14 protein-coding genes and 1 pseudogene are annotated in these 15,170 nt (G+C 69.8%); 4 read left to right on the top strand and 11 right to left on the bottom strand.

Translation table 11 applies throughout. From position 1 onward, the window contains the following. The first annotated feature begins 210 nt into the window (after window positions 1–210). From OG293_RS29650 to OG293_RS29640, 3 genes and pseudogenes are all read left to right on the top strand, one after another. Window positions 211–1,134, top strand: a complete 924-nt coding sequence (locus OG293_RS29650) for an ADP-ribosylglycohydrolase family protein (RefSeq protein ID WP_406001844.1) — start codon at window positions 211–213, stop codon at window positions 1,132–1,134. Window positions 1,135–1,147: 13 nt separating this feature from the next. Beyond that, window positions 1,148–1,673, top strand: a pseudogene (locus OG293_RS29645) (hypothetical protein); the annotation flags it as partial. Between the two features lie 21 nt (window positions 1,674–1,694). Continuing rightward, entirely contained in the window at window positions 1,695–2,090 is a 396-nt protein-coding gene (locus OG293_RS29640; RefSeq protein WP_406001843.1) for a nuclear transport factor 2 family protein, read from the top strand. A gap of 91 nt (window positions 2,091–2,181) precedes the next feature. On the opposite strand, the gene OG293_RS29635 is transcribed toward OG293_RS29640, so the two are convergent. The 11 genes from OG293_RS29635 to OG293_RS29585 all read right to left on the bottom strand — a co-directional run bounded on the left by OG293_RS29635 (window position 2,182) and on the right by OG293_RS29585 (window position 13,565). Further along, window positions 2,182–5,010 carry a DEAD/DEAH box helicase gene (locus OG293_RS29635; protein ID WP_406003751.1) on the bottom strand — a complete coding sequence of 943 codons (2,829 nt, stop codon included), beginning with the start codon at window positions 5,008–5,010 and terminating at the stop codon, window positions 2,182–2,184. A 309-nt stretch (window positions 5,011–5,319) separates the two neighbouring features. After that, the gene (tatC, locus tag OG293_RS29630; protein WP_406003750.1) at window positions 5,320–6,210 is read right to left on the bottom strand and encodes a twin-arginine translocase subunit TatC; all 891 of its coding nucleotides are present in this window, start codon (window positions 6,208–6,210) and stop codon (window positions 5,320–5,322) included. A 108-nt stretch (window positions 6,211–6,318) separates the two neighbouring features. Next, entirely contained in the window at window positions 6,319–6,606 is a 288-nt protein-coding gene (tatA, locus tag OG293_RS29625; RefSeq protein ID WP_406001842.1) for a Sec-independent protein translocase subunit TatA, read from the bottom strand. Between the two features lie 291 nt (window positions 6,607–6,897). After that, complete coding sequence (locus tag OG293_RS29620) at window positions 6,898–7,095, bottom strand: hypothetical protein (protein WP_406001841.1); 198 nt, start codon at window positions 7,093–7,095, stop codon at window positions 6,898–6,900. Between the two features lie 20 nt (window positions 7,096–7,115). Then, window positions 7,116–7,370 (bottom strand): hypothetical protein, encoded by a 255-nt coding sequence (locus OG293_RS29615; RefSeq protein ID WP_406001840.1) that lies wholly within the window; start codon window positions 7,368–7,370, stop codon window positions 7,116–7,118. A gap of 15 nt (window positions 7,371–7,385) precedes the next feature. Beyond that, window positions 7,386–8,342 (bottom strand): helix-turn-helix transcriptional regulator, encoded by a 957-nt coding sequence (locus tag OG293_RS29610; protein ID WP_406001839.1) that lies wholly within the window; start codon window positions 8,340–8,342, stop codon window positions 7,386–7,388. Between the two features lie 17 nt (window positions 8,343–8,359). Beyond that, window positions 8,360–9,316 (bottom strand): helix-turn-helix transcriptional regulator, encoded by a 957-nt coding sequence (locus OG293_RS29605; protein WP_406001838.1) that lies wholly within the window; start codon window positions 9,314–9,316, stop codon window positions 8,360–8,362. Window positions 9,317–9,440: 124 nt separating this feature from the next. Further along, window positions 9,441–9,812 (bottom strand): FKBP-type peptidyl-prolyl cis-trans isomerase, encoded by a 372-nt coding sequence (locus tag OG293_RS29600; protein WP_406001837.1) that lies wholly within the window; start codon window positions 9,810–9,812, stop codon window positions 9,441–9,443. A 43-nt stretch (window positions 9,813–9,855) separates the two neighbouring features. Further along, window positions 9,856–10,794: an FKBP-type peptidyl-prolyl cis-trans isomerase gene (locus tag OG293_RS29595; RefSeq protein WP_406001836.1), complete on the bottom strand. Its 939-nt coding sequence runs from the start codon at window positions 10,792–10,794 to the stop codon at window positions 9,856–9,858. Window positions 10,795–10,913: 119 nt separating this feature from the next. Then, window positions 10,914–12,275 (bottom strand): Pup--protein ligase, encoded by a 1,362-nt coding sequence (pafA, locus tag OG293_RS29590; RefSeq protein ID WP_406001835.1) that lies wholly within the window; start codon window positions 12,273–12,275, stop codon window positions 10,914–10,916. 9 nt (window positions 12,276–12,284) lie between these two features. Then, entirely contained in the window at window positions 12,285–13,565 is a 1,281-nt protein-coding gene (locus tag OG293_RS29585) for an MFS transporter (RefSeq protein WP_406001834.1), read from the bottom strand. Window positions 13,566–14,056: 491 nt separating this feature from the next. On the opposite strand from OG293_RS29585, the gene OG293_RS29580 reads away from it, so the two are divergent. Beyond that, window positions 14,057–15,109 carry a LacI family DNA-binding transcriptional regulator gene (locus OG293_RS29580; protein WP_406003749.1) on the top strand — a complete coding sequence of 351 codons (1,053 nt, stop codon included), beginning with the start codon at window positions 14,057–14,059 and terminating at the stop codon, window positions 15,107–15,109. Window positions 15,110–15,170 lie beyond the last annotated feature (61 nt).

Raw genomic sequence — 15,170 nt, 5'->3', positions numbered from 1 at the left:
GACGACGACTCGGCCGCGCTGGCCGGATTCGGCTCATGACCGGCCGCGCGCGTCTTCGCCGAAGGCCGCGGGCTGCTACCCAGCCCCGGCACCTCCCGCATCGCTTGCTCGCATCCGAGGGCGGTCGACAGGCGAGCCGTCGCCTCCGGCAGCTCGTCGGCGGTCACCGGGGAGCGCGGGTCAGGTGCGTCTGACGTCTACGCTGGGCCGATGCAGCGCAGGGAACGGGTCATCGGCACGGTCGTCGGATCGGCGGTCGGCGACGCGCTGGGGGCACCCTTCGAGTTCCGCGAGCCGGGTGTCTACGGGCTGCAATTCCCCGACGGCGTCGGGGAGATGTGCGGGGGCGGCGGCTGGGACCCCGGGGAGGCCACCGACGACACGCAGATGGCCGTCCTGGTCGGCGAGTCCCTGCTGGAGCTCGGCGGCTTGGACCCAGCCGACATGTTCAGGCGGTTCCAGCGCTGGGCGGCGGCCGAGCCGAAGGACATCGGCCTCCAGACGGAGGATGTCCTCACCAACGGCGAGCCGTGGGATCTTGCGGCACCGCTGCACTTCCAGATCACCGGCCGAGCGGCGGGCAACGGTGCCCTGATGCGCGCCTCCACAGCGTCCGTGCACTACGCCTGCGCGGGCCGCGAAGCCACGATGGCGGCGGCCCGCCGCATCACGGCCCTGACCCACGGCGACGGCGCGGCCTGGGAGGGAACAGCGATCCTCCACGACCTCGTCCGCGTCGCCCTCGACGGCGAGGACCCCGTGGCCGCTGTTCCCGCCGCCCTCGCTCACACGGCCCCGGCCCACCGCACCCGCTGGGCGACAGTGCTCGCCCCGGACTGGCACCCTGACGCGGCGACGGAATTCAACGGCGCGGCATGGCCCTGCCTCGGCTCGGCACTGTGGGCGCTGCGTACGACCGCGTCGTACGAGGAGTCCCTGGCAGCGGCGATCGACCTGGGCGGCGACACCGACACGGTGGCTGCGGTGACGGGGATGCTGGCGGGAGCGGTGTACGGGGTGGGGGCGATCCCGACGAGATGGCTGGAACGCCTGCACGTTCCGCTTCCCGGTTACGGCGACAGGGTGCTGCGCACGGCCGAGCTGGCGAGACTGGCGGAATGCCTGACAGAGTGAGCGCGCCCGGTGCACGGACGAGCGCCTCGCCGGGATCGCGAGCGGCCTCACCCCGCCCTCCCGGCTCGCCGTCGTCGGCGCCCATCTCAGCGGCCAGCCCCTCAACCATGAACTCCTCGCCCTCGGCGGGAGGTTGGCCGCCACAACCACCACCGCAGCCGCGTACCGTCTCTTCGCCCTCCGCACCGACCCGCCGAAGCCCGGCTGGTCCGTGTCGAGGAGGGCGGCCGGCCGATCGAGGCGGAGGTCTGGGACCTCCTCCCGGAAGCTCTCGGCACGCTCGTCGCCGCGCCCCCCGTCCCATGGCGATCGGCCGCGTCGAACGCTCCGACGGGACCACCGCATCCGGTTTCCTCTGCGAGCCGGCCGCCCTGGACGATGCCGAGGACATCACGTCGTACGGCGGGTGGCGGGTGGCGGGTGGCGGGCGTACGGGAATAGGTGCGGCGAGAGCGGCGGAGGGCCCGGAGGCGGCAGCGCACGCGTGCATGGACAGCCTTCCGCACCCGGCGGAGGATGGAGGCAAGACGGGACCATAGGGACGGAAGGTGTGAACCGCTATGGCTGAACACCCGGACAGCGCCCTGATTCGCCGGGGTTACGCAGCGTTCGGTACGGGTGACATGGAGACACTCGGCTCCTTGATGACGACGGATGTCGTTCACCATGTGCCTGGAAACAACCCCCTCTCCGGGCATCACAAGGGCCGCGACGCGGTTCTCGCGCTCTATCGGCGACTGGGTGTGGAGACGAAGGGCACGATGCTGGTCGAGCTCGAAGCCGTCCTGGCCGACGGGCGCGGACATGTCATGTCCTTCCATACTGCCAGGGCCGACCGGGGTGATCGCGGCATCGAGATCCGCGAGGGGCTCTTCTTCACCATCGTCGGCGGCAAGATCACCGACATCGACCAGTGCACCGAGGACATCGACGAGGAAGACGACTTCTGGAACTGACCTTCAGGCCGGGAGGCGGAGGGCCCCTGTCACCACCGGCCGGTGGTGACAGGGGCCCTCGCACGTCCCTTGCCGTGCCGTCCCGTCGGCCTCAGCCGACCGAGCTGTAGGCCACCACTCCGCGCAACAGCGCGTCGACCGCCTTGCGGGCGTTCTTCGCGACTGTGCTGCCCTCGCGCGGAGCCGCCGCCGCGATCTGCCCGAGGACGTCGATGACCTGCTTGGACCACCGTACGAAGTCACCGGCGGGCATCCCCGCCTCGCGCAGCACCTCGTCCAGACTCCGGTCGGAGGCCCATTGGTAGGCGGCCCAGGCGAAGCCGAGATCAGGTTCGCGCTGTCCGACACCCTCCGCCTGGTTGATCGTGAACTCTTCCTCCAGGGCGTCCAGACGGCCCCAGATGTGGATCATCTCGCCGAGCGCCTCCTTGGCCTGGCCCGCCGGGACCTTGGGGGCGACGGCATCGTCCGACTGCCGCGACTCGAACACCAATGCCGAGACACACGCGGCCAGTTCGGCCGGGCTGAGCCCCTCCCACACTCCGGCGCGCAGGCATTCGCTGGCCAGCAGGTCCAGCTCGCCGTAGAGCCGGGCGAGCCGCTTGCCGTGCTCGGTGACCTCGTCCCCGCGCAGATAGTCCAGCTCGGTCAGCAGCGCGACGATCCGGTCGAAGGTGCGGGCGATGGTGTTCGTCCGGCCCTCGATGCGCCGCTCCAGCTGGTGGGTGTCCCGCTGCAGCCGGTGATAGCGCTCGGCCCAGCGCGCATGATCCTCGCGCTCGTCGCAGCCGTGGCAGGGATGCGCGCGCAGCTCCGTGCGCAGCCGCGCGATCTCACGGTCGTCGGCCGCGGCGGCCCGCTCCCTGCGGTGCCGCTCGGGCACGATGTGGCCGGCCTTCGTCCGCAGCGCGGAGGCCAGATCACGCCGCGACTGGGGAGAGCGCGGATTGAAGGACTTGGGGATCCTCATCCGCTCCAGGGCCTCGACCGGCACCGGGAAGTCCATCGACGCCAGACGCTTCACCTGCCGCTCGGCGGTCAGCACCAGCGGCCGGGGGCCGTCGTGGTGTTCAAGTCCGCGGTGGCCGTTGCTCCGTCCGGCCGGGATGCCCGGGTCGAGGACGAGCGCGAGTCCCGCGAACTTGCCCGTCGGGACATGGATGACATCGCCCGGCTTCAGCTTCTCCAGCGAGGAGGCGGCTGCCGCACGCCGCTGCGCCACGCCCTGCTTGGCCAGTTCCGTCTCGCGGTCCTTGAGCTCGCGGCGCAGCCGCGCGTACTCCTCGAAGTCCCCGAGGTGGCAGGTCATGCCCTCGCGGTAGCCCTCCAGCCCCTCTTCGTTCCTCTGCACCTGACGGGAGATGCCGACGACCGACTTGTCCGCCTGGAACTGGGCGAAGCTCGTCTCCAGCAGTTCGCGTGAGCGGTGCCGTCCGAACTGGTGCACAAGATTGACGGCCATGTTGTACGAGGGCCTGAAGCTGGAGCGCAGGGGGTACGTGCGTGTGCCGGCGAGGCCCGCGAGCGCGCCGGGGTCCATGGCCCGCTGCCACAGCACCACCGCATGGCCCTCGACGTCGATGCCGCGCCGTCCGGCCCGGCCGGTGAGCTGGGTGTACTCACCGGGGGTGATGTCGGCGTGCTGTTCGCCGTTCCACTTGACGAGTTTCTCCAACACCACGGAGCGCGCCGGCATGTTGATGCCCAGCGCCAGGGTCTCGGTGGCGAACACGGCCTTCACGAGACCGCGGACGAAGAGCTCCTCGACCACTTCCTTGAAGGTCGGCAGCATGCCCGCGTGGTGCGCGGCGATACCCCGTTCCAGGCCCTCCAACCACTCGTAGTAGCCCAGGACATGAAGGTCCTCGGCCGGAATGGAGGCGGTCCGCTCCTCGACGATTTCGCGCACCTTGGTGCGCGACTCCTCGCCGTTCAGTCTCAGTCCCGCATAGAGGCACTGCTGGACGGCGGCCTCGCAGCCCGCACGGCTGAAGATGAACGTGATGGCGGGCAGCAGTCCTTCGGCGTCGAGCCGCTCGATGACCTCGGGCCGTCCCGGCGTCCAGATCCGGCTGCGCTGTCTGCGCTCCCGCTCACGGTCCGCCTCGCGCACCATCTTTCCGCGCCGGCGGTCCCGGGGGTTGTACGTGCGCTGGTTCTCCATGCGGGCCATGCGCACGAGATCGGGGTTGACCTCACGCCGGCCGGCGCCGCGACCGCCGTGGTCGGTCTCCTCCTCGAAGAGGTCGTACATCCGGCGGCCTGCCATGACGTGCTGCCACAGGGGAACGGGACGGCTCTCGGAGACGATGACCTCGGTGTCGCCGCGGACGGTGTCCAGCCAGTCACCGAACTCCTCGGCGTTGGAGACGGTCGCCGAAAGGGACACGAGCGTCACCGACTCCGGGAGGTGAATGATCACTTCCTCCCAGACGGCGCCCCGGAAGCGGTCGGAGAGGTAGTGCACCTCGTCCATCACCACATGGCCGAGGCCCAGCAGCGACTGCGAGCCCGCGTAGAGCATGTTCCGCAGCACCTCGGTGGTCATCACGACCACGGGCGCTTCGGAGTTGACGCTGTTGTCGCCGGTGAGCAGGCCAACTTTGTCCGCGCCGTAACGCCTGACCAGGTCCGTGTACTTCTGGTTGGACAGGGCCTTGATGGGCGTGGTGTAGAAGCACTTGCGGCCCTGTTCGAGGGCGAGATGGACGGCGAATTCACCGACGATCGTCTTGCCGGAACCGGTGGGCGCGGCGACGAGCACGCCCTTGCCCGCCTCCAGGGCCTGACAGGCCTCGATCTGGAACGGGTCCAGGTCGAAGTCGTACAGCGCGCGGAAGGGGGCCAGCGCAGTGGCCTCCTCAGCGGCGCGGACACGGGCAGCGGCGTAGCGCTCAGCGGGAGAGAGGTCCTCGGTCATCTTGCTCACGAGCCTACCCGCCACCTCTGACAGTCAGCGCGATCTTTATTCGACCGGGGCAGGCACAGGAACGAGCACCCGCAGCGCGCCGGGCACACACACGGCGGTCAGCGGCAGCGGGCCGAGCGGCTCGCGGTCGGCGCAGCCGCAACCCCATGATCCTGGAGCGTGATCGGCCGGACACGGTGTGTGGTCACCTCGGGTGGCCCGAGACGCGACGAACCCGAGCGGAGCGACTGGCCCGCCACGACTGACGAAGGCCCACCAGCTTGCTGGTGGGCCTTCGTCAGTCGTGGCGGGCCAGTCGCGTCATGTGACGTCGTCGTAGCCGTTGAGCCGCTCGGACCGGCTGCCGTCCGCCTGCTCCGGGACGCTCCGCGAGGCGAGGACGGGCTCGACGTCGCTCACGGACTCGGGCGTCAGATCGACGTCGGACGCCTCGTCGTCGTCCAGCTCGGCGTCCGGGTTGTTGCGCCGCCTGCGCTTGTCGTTCAGGAGCGAGAAGCCGACAGCCATGAAGTAGAGGATGCTGATCGGTCCGGCCAGCGCGAGCATGCCGATGGGGTCCGTCGTCGGGGTGATCACGGCGCCGAAGACGAAGACACCCATGATGACTCCGCGCCACCAGCGGGCCATGCGCCGGCCGCTCAGCACGCCGGTGAGGTTCAGCATCACCAGCACCAGTGGCAGCTCGAAGGCGAGTCCGAAGACGAGCACCATCCGCAGGGTGAAGTCGAGGACGTCACCGAGCGAGAGGATGTTCGCCGAGCCGTTCGGCGTCAGGCTGATCAGGACCTTCACGCTGACGGGAAGGATGAGGTACGCGAGGTAGGCACCGGCCGTGAACAGCGGAACGGCTGCGGCGACGAACGCGTAGGTGTACCGCTTCTCGTTCTTGTGCAGCCCCGGTGCCACGAAGGCCCAGAGCTGGTAGAGCCAGACCGGACTCGCGACTACGAGACCGGTCGTCAAGCTCAGCTGGATCGTCGTGCTGAAGGGCGCGATCAGCGTATTGAAGGAGACGATCGCGCAATTACCGCCGTCGCTGGTCACTCCCGGCGGGCATTTGGGCACCGACTTCGTCAGGAACTGCATCAGCTGCTCGCTGTAGACGAGCGCCACGATCGTGACCGCCGTGACGGCGAGCAGCCCCTTCGCGAGCCGGTTGCGAAGCTCTCGCAGGTGCTCCACGAGAGGCATACGCCCCTCGGGGTCCTTCTCCTGCTTGCGGGCAGACTTGAGCAACCCACGTCCTCATCTCATGCGGCACGCCGTCACCGTTGATCTCGGTGCCTGCGCGGCCCAGGGTCAGCGCTTGGTGGTGTCGGTCGGCTCGTTCACGGGACGTGAGCTGGTCACATCGCCGGGGGCGGCCTGGATCGTGCGCGGCGCGGGCTGGTCCTGGGTGGCACCCGGCTGCGGCGGGTCGGCCGGGGCGCTCTGCGCGTCGTCCGACTTCATGGCCTTGGCCTCACTCTTGAGGATTCGGGCCGACTTGCCGAGTGAACGGGCCATGTCCGGAAGCTTCTTGGCACCGAACAGCAGAATGATGACGACAAGGATGAGAATGATCTCGGTGGGGCCGAGCCTACCCATAGCTTTTTACCTTCTTCACCGAGGCGACAGGGTGTCTATGCCCGACTGCCGGACAAATGTCCGACCTCCGCGCTACTTGCGATCGTAACCCGCAGGAGTAAACACAGGGCAATGCCCGTGCATACGCATGATTGCAGCCCAGGCTCGCTCTACCTGGGCCGCTACGACCAGCAGCGTACCGCCGGCGGGGAGCCGTATTCAGCGCCCGCCCGTACCGGCCGGGGCCCTCAGGGCTGTCCCCGCAGGGACTTTCCGTTTGGATCAGCCCGGCAAGATCCAAACGAGAGGCCCCTAACGCAGCGCCTCGCCCGTCCGCACCAGACCCGTCGCCGCCGTCTCCAGATCCTCCGCCGCGCGATTGATGCGTTCCGTCGTGCGGGCCACCTCGCGGCCCAGCCGCTGGGCCTCGATGAAGACACGGACTGCGAGGATGCCGAGGACGGCGATCCCGACAAAGCCGAGGGCGATGGCGAGCATGGGCCAGAACATGCGCTGAGCCTAGACCGTTTCTAGACGGTGGAGTGCAGGCGCAGCGTCCGCACTCCACCGCCGGTGAGAAGCTCGATGATCCGCTCACCGGCCGGCTTGCGGACGGCCGAGTCGCACTCGGGGCAGGTGAAGGAGTAGAAGGTGGTGCGCCTGCTGCCGCCGATCGCCAGCCGCAGCGATCCCGCCGCGAGCTCGAAGCGGGCCCGGCACTCGGGGCACGCGGCCTTGAAGAGGACCGGGCCGATCTGGGCCGGAAGGGAAGACATCAGAGACATGCGGTGCGAATCTCCTTATTCTTGACCGTCATACGCCGAGAGCGCCTCACGCGCCGCCAGCCGGGCACTGTCCGCCAGGTCCTGGGGCGAGACGATCCGCCCGTCCTGTCCCAGGCGCAGAGCGAGCCGTCGCAGTGAGGCGGGTTCGGGTGTACGCAGCGTGATGCGGAGCCCCCCGTCAGGCAGCTCCTCAGCACTGTCGTGGGGGTAGTACTCCGCCACCCAGCGCCCGCCGGGGCCCACCTCGACCACGACCTCAGGATCGTCGGCGGACGGCTGCACCAGCCCCTCCGACAGATCACGCAGCTCGATCTCCGGCGGTGCCGAGGGGGCGTCCAGCAGTCTGATCTCCGCGACCCGGTCGAGCCGGAAGGTCCGGCGCGCCTCGGAGAGACGGCACCACGCCTCCATGTAGGTGTGCCCCACGGCGAACAGCCGGATCGGGTCGACCTCCCGCTCGGTGAGCTCGTCACGTGCCGGCGAGTAGTACTTCAGCCACAGCCTGCGCCGCTCCGAGATCGCCCGGTCGACATCGGCGAAGACGCCGCCCTCGGACTCGAAGGTCACCGAAAGCCGGGAGCTGGCCCCGGCGGCCTCGCCGGCGGCGGTCTCCAGCTTGGCGGTGGCCCGCAGCAGCGCCTCGCGGTCGCCCTCCCGCAGCCCCGGGAGCGTGGCCACGGCACGGGCGGCGACCAGCAGCGCGGTCGCTTCGTCGGCGGCGAGCCGCAGCGGCTCGGCGACATCGTCCGGGTTGTGCCACCAGATGCGGTCGCCGTCGGTGTCGATGTCGAGCAGATCGCCGCCGCGGAAGCTGGTTCCGCACATCGGCAGTACGTCGAGATCGGCGATCAGTTCGTCCTCGGTGATCCCGAAGGCACGGGCGACGTCGCCGACGCGCGCACCGGGGCGCTCGCGCAGATAGGTCACCAGCGAGAGCATCCGTCTGGTCTGGTCAATGGCGTTGGCGGCCATGGTCGTGCGACTCCCCCTCAGCCCTTGGCCACGGCACGCAGCCGGTCCACCACATCGGCCCGCAGGTCAGCGGGTTCCAGTACGACGACGTCCGGGCCGAACTCCACGAGCCAGGCATCCAGCCCGTGTCCGTACGGAATCTCCAACTCGTCCCAGCCCTCCCCCAGTTCCCGAATCGACTGTGCTCTCGACCTCAGCGGGTAGCCGCACCCGGTGCGCAGCCGGATCCGGGCGGAGCGGGTCGCGGTCTCACCGGCCCAGGTCTCGACGGTCTCCCGGACGGTGACGACATCGGGAACGGGCGCGGTGAAGGAGCCGGCGCGTGAGCGGACCCGGCCGGTGATACGGGAGAGCCTGAAGACCCGTTCGGCGCCCCGGTCCCGGTCCCAGCCCGCCAGATACCAGTGGCCGCGCCAGCATTCGAGGGTCCAGGGTTCGACCTGGCGCTGCTCGGGGCGGGCCGCGTTGGCCTTGCGGTAGTCGAACACGACGGGGCGGCGGTCGCGGCAGGCCAGCATCAGCGGTTCGAAGGCCGCTTCGTGCACGGGGATTCGGGGTTCGAGTGCGCTGTGCTGGGCTTCGTAGGAGTTTTCGGCCTCGGGCATACCGGCCGCGCGCAGCTTCTGCAGGGCTCCGCTGGCGGCTCCGGCGAGCCGGGCCTGCTGCCATACCTTCGCGGCAAGTCCGAGGGCCGCGGCCTCTTCGGCGTCGAGGGTAATGGCGGGGAGCCGGTTGGAGTCACGGCGGGCGAGGTAGCCGGTCTCGCCTTCGAGATTCTCCACCGTCGCGATGACCAGGCCGAGTTCGCGCAGATCATCCTTGTCGCGCTCGAACATCCGGTTGAAGGAGTCGTCGGAACCGGCTTCGAGATAGGCCTCGATGGAGCCGCGCAGTTCGCGCTTGCTGAGCGGGCGTCGGGTCCCGAGGAGGCACAGCGCCAGATTCATCAGCCGCTCGGCCTTGGCAATGGCCATCGACGCCCTGCACCTCTTCTGATCGAGTCACTTCCGCCCCGATGACCGTACCGCCCCGGGGTGTCGGGGCAAAGCCGAGGGCCCATGCCTGACCGGCACGGGCCCTCTTCCTGTCCGTATGCGATCAGACGGATACCAGGTCGCAGACGAAGATCAGCGTCTCGCCGGGGGCGATGGCGCTGCCCGCGCCACGGTCGCCGTACGCGAGGCGCGCGGGGATGGTCAGCTGGCGGCGACCGCCGACCTTCATGCCCTGCACACCCTGGTCCCAGCCGGAGATGACCTGGCCGACACCGAGCTTGAAACGCAGCGGGGTGCCGCGGTTCCAGGAAGCGTCGAACTCCTCGCCGGTGGAGAAGGCCACGCCCACGTAGTGGACGGAGACGGTGTCGCCCGCCTTGGCCACCGGGCCGTCGCCCTCCCAGATGTCCTTGATCTCCAGGTCGGCCGGCGGCTCGCCACCCGGGAAGTCGATCTCGGGCTTCTCGATGCTCACTGAACTGCTCCTCTAAATGATGAACGGGGCAACCCGGACAGTCTTACACCTTCGTCAGGAGGTCGATGGCGAAGACCAGCGTGGAGTTCTTCGGAATGCCCTGAGCCTCCTTGGCGCCGAAGCCCTGGTCCGGCGGGATGACCACCAGAATCCGGCTGCCGACCTTCTTGCCGACGATGCCGTCCTTGAGACCCTTGAGGGTCACCTGCGCCAGCGGGAAGGTCTGGGTCTTGCCCACGTCGTAGGTGCTGTCGAACTTCTTGCCCCCCGCCCAGAGGAAGGCCTCGTACTTGACGATGACGGTGTCCTTCGCCGTCAGCACCGGGCCCGTGCCCTCGATCACGTAGTTGGAGACGAGCTTCGTCGGCGGGTCGGCCTGCTTGGGGAAGGTGACCGAGGGGGCCTTGCCGTCGGTGTTGGTGCCCACCTTCGGCAGGTCGATGTTGTCCTGGGCGACATCGGTGCCCTTGGCGGAGACCGGCACGACAATGGCCTTCACGATGTCCATGACGAACACCAGCGTGGCGTTGGGCTTGATCTCGCCCTGGCCCTGTGCGCCGTAGCCGAGGTCCGGCGGGATCGACACGAGGAGGCGGCTGCCGACCTTCTGGCCGTCGAGGGCCTTCTGCCAGCCCTCGATGACACCGCCGCCGCCGATCGTCACCGAGAAGGGCTGGCCGCGGTCGAAGCTGTTGTCGAAGGGCTTGGTGGAGTCCCACATCTGGCCGAGGTAGTTGATCTGGGCCTGGTCGCCCTTCTTCAGCTCAGCGCCCTTGCCCTCGCTGATCACCTCGATCTTCAGCTTCTTGGGCGGATCACCCTCGCCCTTCGCCAGGGTCGGCTTCTCACCGAACTTGGCACCGGCGGTGATCGCGGGCAGACCGTTGTTCGAACTGGAGTCGGAGCTCTTGTCGTCGCTGCCGCACGCCACTGCCGACAGCAGCAGCAAGGGGATGACGAGAAGGCCGGCTAGTCGGCGCACGTGTTCCTCAGATCTCAGACGGCACAGTAGTTCCCCGACACTCTAGGGCGTGCCGAGGGCCCCGTACGAGGAACGCACGGGGCCCGAGTCGCGTTGCGCCGGCTCGTCGCAGGCTGCGGCTACATGCCGGCGATCAGTTTTTCCACCCGGTCGTCGACGGACCGGAAGGGGTCTTTGCACAACACGGTGCGCTGTGCCTGATCGTTGAGCTTGAGGTGCACCCAGTCGACGGTGAAGTCCCTGCGCTGCTCCTGGGCCCGGCGGATGAAGTCGCCGCGCAGCCGTGCCCTGGTGGTCTGCGGGGGCACGGACTTGCCCTCGAAGATCTTCAGGTCGTTGCAGATGCGGGCGGCCTGACCCTTGCGCTCCAGGAGGTAGTAGAGCCCTCGCCGGCGGTGGATGTCGTGGTACGCGAGGTCTATCTGGGCGACACGCGGATGCGACATGGTCATGTTGTGCCTGGCGCGGTACCGCTCGATGAGCTTGTACTTCATGACCCAGTCGATCTCGGTGCCGATGCGGTCGAGGTCTTCCGCCTCGATCGCGTCGAGTGTGCGGCCCCAGAGCTCGAGAACCTGCTCGACCGTGCCGGTGCGGATCCCGCGGCGGTCCACGAAGTCCACGGCCTTCTCGTAGTACTCGCGCTGGACTTCGAGGGCGGAGGCCTCGCGCCCGCTGGCGAGGCGCACCTTGCGCTGGCCGGTGATGTCGTGGCTGACCTCGCGGATCGCCCGGATCGGGTTCTCCAGGGTCAGGTCACGCATCACGGTGCCCGCCTCGATCATGCGCAGGACGAGGTCGGTCGCGCCGACCTTGAGGAGCATGGTCGTCTCGGACATGTTCGAGTCGCCGACGATGACATGCAGCCGGCGGTAGCGCTCGGCGTCGGCGTGCGGCTCGTCGCGGGTGTTGATGATCGGGCGGGAGCGGGTGGTGGCGGAGCTGACGCCCTCCCAGATGTGCTCCGCGCGCTGGCTGACGCAGTAGACCGCGCCGCGCGGGGTCTGGAGCACCTTGCCCGCGCCGCAGAGCAGCTGACGGGTGACCAGGAACGGGATGAGGATGTCCGCCAGCCGGGAGAACTCTCCATGGCGTGCGACGAGATAGTTCTCGTGGCAACCGTAGGAGTTTCCCGCCGAGTCGGTGTTGTTCTTGAAGAGATAGACGTCGCCCGCGATTCCCTCCTCGTGCAGGCGGCGTTCGGCGTCGACGAGCAGGCCTTCGAGAATGCGCTCGCCGGCCTTGTCGTGGGTGACCAATTCGGTCACGTTGTCGCATTCGGGCGTTGCGTATTCCGGATGCGAACCCACGTCGAGGTAGAGGCGGGCGCCGTTCCGCAGGAAGACATTGCTGCTGCGGCCCCATGAGACAACACGGCGGAAGAGGTAGCGCGCCACTTCGTCAGGTGACAGTCGGCGCTGTCCCCTGAACGTGCACGTGACGCCGTACTCGTTCTCCAGCCCGAAAATGCGGCGGTCCATGTCTGAACATTACGCCTCACGGCCGGAGCTGAAACCGGGTTCGGCAGCACCGTTTCGATCATTTTCCGATGAGCCCGCGAACGGGCCCGTCACGGCCTTGGTGCGGCCGGGAACTGCGAGGACCCGCTGAGTGACCATCAGAACCAGCCACGCGGCGATGCCTCCGGCCCCCGCGACGGCGAAACTCCAGGCGGTTCCGCCGAGCTCGACCGCAGGTCCCGCGACGGCCGTCCCGACCGCCGCGCCGACGCCGAAGGTGGTGACAAGCCAGGAGAACGCCTCGGTGACCGTGCCGCTCGGGGCGTGCCGGTCGACGACGATGAAGGCGCAGGCGATCGCGGGTGCGAGAAATATGCCGGACACGGCGGCGAGCGCGGTCATGGCGGGCACGCCAGGGGTGAGCGCGAGCGGCAGATAGCCGAGGGCGAGCAGGGCGACGATCGCGCGCAGCCGGCGCTCGGGGGCTCCGGCCCACTGCCGGGCGCCGTACGCCACGCCTCCGAGGAGTGCGCCCAGGCCGAGGGCCGCCATCAGCCAGCCGTAGACCGACTCGCTGCCGTGGTCGTCGGCATAGGCGACCCCGGCGACCGTGATCGAGCCGAGGGCAAGCCCGACGAAGAAGAAGGCGCCGAGGAGCGCGAGGAGTCCGGGAGAGCGCAGGGCACCGAGCCAGTGGGCCTCGCGCGGGGCGGAGCGCCAGTCCCTGGACGGCGGGGACACCACGACGGAGAGCGCCCCGAGGACGCCGAGGGCGTTGATGACGAGGAGCGCTGCGCCGGCCGACCAGAGCGAGACGAGCAGGGTGACGAGCAGCGGACCGACCGTGAACATCACCTCCTGGGCCACGGCATCCATGGCGTAGGCCCGGTGCACCCGCTCCTCACGGCCCAGCACGCTCGGCCACAGAGCTCGCAGGCCGCCTTCGAGGGGCGGGGTGAAGACACCCGCGAGGGCGACGGCCGCGTACGCGAGGGGCAGGCTGCCGATTCCGACGGCGGCGAGCAGCACCATGCCGATCGCGGAGACGAGGGCGGCGGGGAGCTGCACGCGCGGCTGTCCGCGCAGGTCCACGGCGCGGCCGAGGAGGGGCTGGCCCACGGCGGTGGCGATGCCGTACATGGCGGCGAGGCCTCCGGCGAGGCTGTAGCTGCCGCCCTCGGCGCGGGTGAACAGGACGATCGCCACGGGGGCGGTGGCGTTGGGAAGCCGCCCTATGAGCGTCCCCGTGAGCAGCCGCGCGGCGTGCGGCGCCTTGAGGATGTCTGCGTAGCCGGTGGCTCCCGCCGCCATGATCAGCCCCTCTCTCGGGATGCAACCCGGAGTTTTACGTATAACGTCCTCGGACATACGTACCATGTCGGCAGTCCGCGGGTCCACGGCTGCGGCGTGACGGTACGAGTCGACGAGCGGCGATCGGGTTGAGGACGGCACGGATGGCACATGGCTTTCCCGAGGACGACCCGAGGGCTCCGACGGCCCCGGGGGACGGCCTCGCTTCGTCCGCGCGGGACGGCGAGGGGCCCGTGCCCGGCCACGCGCGCGTGGAGCCTCCGAGGGGCGCGACGGGCCCTGCCGGGGCCGCCGGCACTCGTTCCGGCCCCGGCGGGCGGGGAGGTCCGCGTTCCGGCGGCACGACGGACGCGGCGCCGCCCGCGGCCGACAGCGCGGGGCAGGGCACCCACGACGGGGCGACGGGCGGGGCGGCGGCGGGGAAGCTGCCCGCCGAGCACGCGGGGAGGAGCTCCGAGGCGGGAACGCCGGGAGAGCCGCGCACCGGCGAGGTGGTCAGGGACTCCCGTGGGGCGGGAGATGCGGGTCCGGGTTCCGCACCGGCCCGCCCGACCAGTCGGGATGTGGCCCGTCTCGCCGGGGTCTCGCAGGCCACCGTCTCCCTCGTCCTCGGCGAGAAGTGGCGCGGCCGGGTGTCCGAGCGCACCTCCGAGCTCGTGCGGAACGCGGCCCGGGAGCTCGGGTACCGGCCCAATCTCGCCGCGCGCAATCTGCGGCTCGGTCGCACCCGTACCGCTCTGCTCGTCGTGCCTGCCCTCACCAATGAGTTCTTCGCCCGCGTGTACACCGGCGCGGCGTCCCTCGCCGCCGAGCACGGCTTCGGCGTGGTCCTCTACCCCTCCCCCGAGGGCGTCGGCCCCGCCAGGGACCCGTTCGCCTCGGCGCGGGCGGCACTCGACGGTGTGATCGCCTCCTCGATGGCCGCGGAGGCGCTCGCCGCCATCCGCGGCACGGATCTCCCCCTGGTGATGCTCGACAGCGATCCGGCGGATCCGGGGGCCGTGGCCCATGTGAATCTCGACATCGCCGACGGCATGCTGCAGATGACGGACCATCTGCTGGCCCTCGGGCACCGCCGTTTCGTCCACCTCGCCTCCGCCGTGGCCTCGTGGACCTTCGACGTACGGGCCCGTGCGCTCCGGGAAGCCCTGCGCACGGTGCCCGACGCGGTCGTACGGACCGTCTCGGCGCCCCTCGAAGTGGACGGCGCGCGCGAGGCCGTGGAACGGGCGCTCGGGCTCCCCGGACCACGTCCCACGGCGATCGTCTGCGACGACGACATCATGGCCGCCGGGGCCTGCAAGGCGGTCCGCAGGCTGGGCCTGAGCGTGCCCGAGGACGTGTCCGTCACCGGTTTCGACGACCTCGCGCTCGCCACCGCGGTGGAGCCCGAACTCACCACCCTGAGACTGCCCGCCGAACGCGTGGGCGAGCGCGGTATGTCCGCGCTCCTCGCGGTCCTCGACGGCCGCCGGCCCGAGGAGGGCGACCTCCCCGTTGAGCTGGTCGTCCGGGGCTCCTCTGCCCCGGCCCCAGCCGTCTGAACCCACCCGAACGGACCACACCCCGCGGCCTTGAGACCACGACACCCGCCGTGGAACGATC

Origin of the sequence: Streptomyces sp. NBC_00829 (assembly GCF_045161795.1) — a bacterium.
Classification (GTDB): Bacteria; Actinomycetota; Actinomycetes; order Streptomycetales; family Streptomycetaceae; genus Streptomyces.
This window is presented reverse-complemented; position numbering and strand designations above follow the sequence as displayed.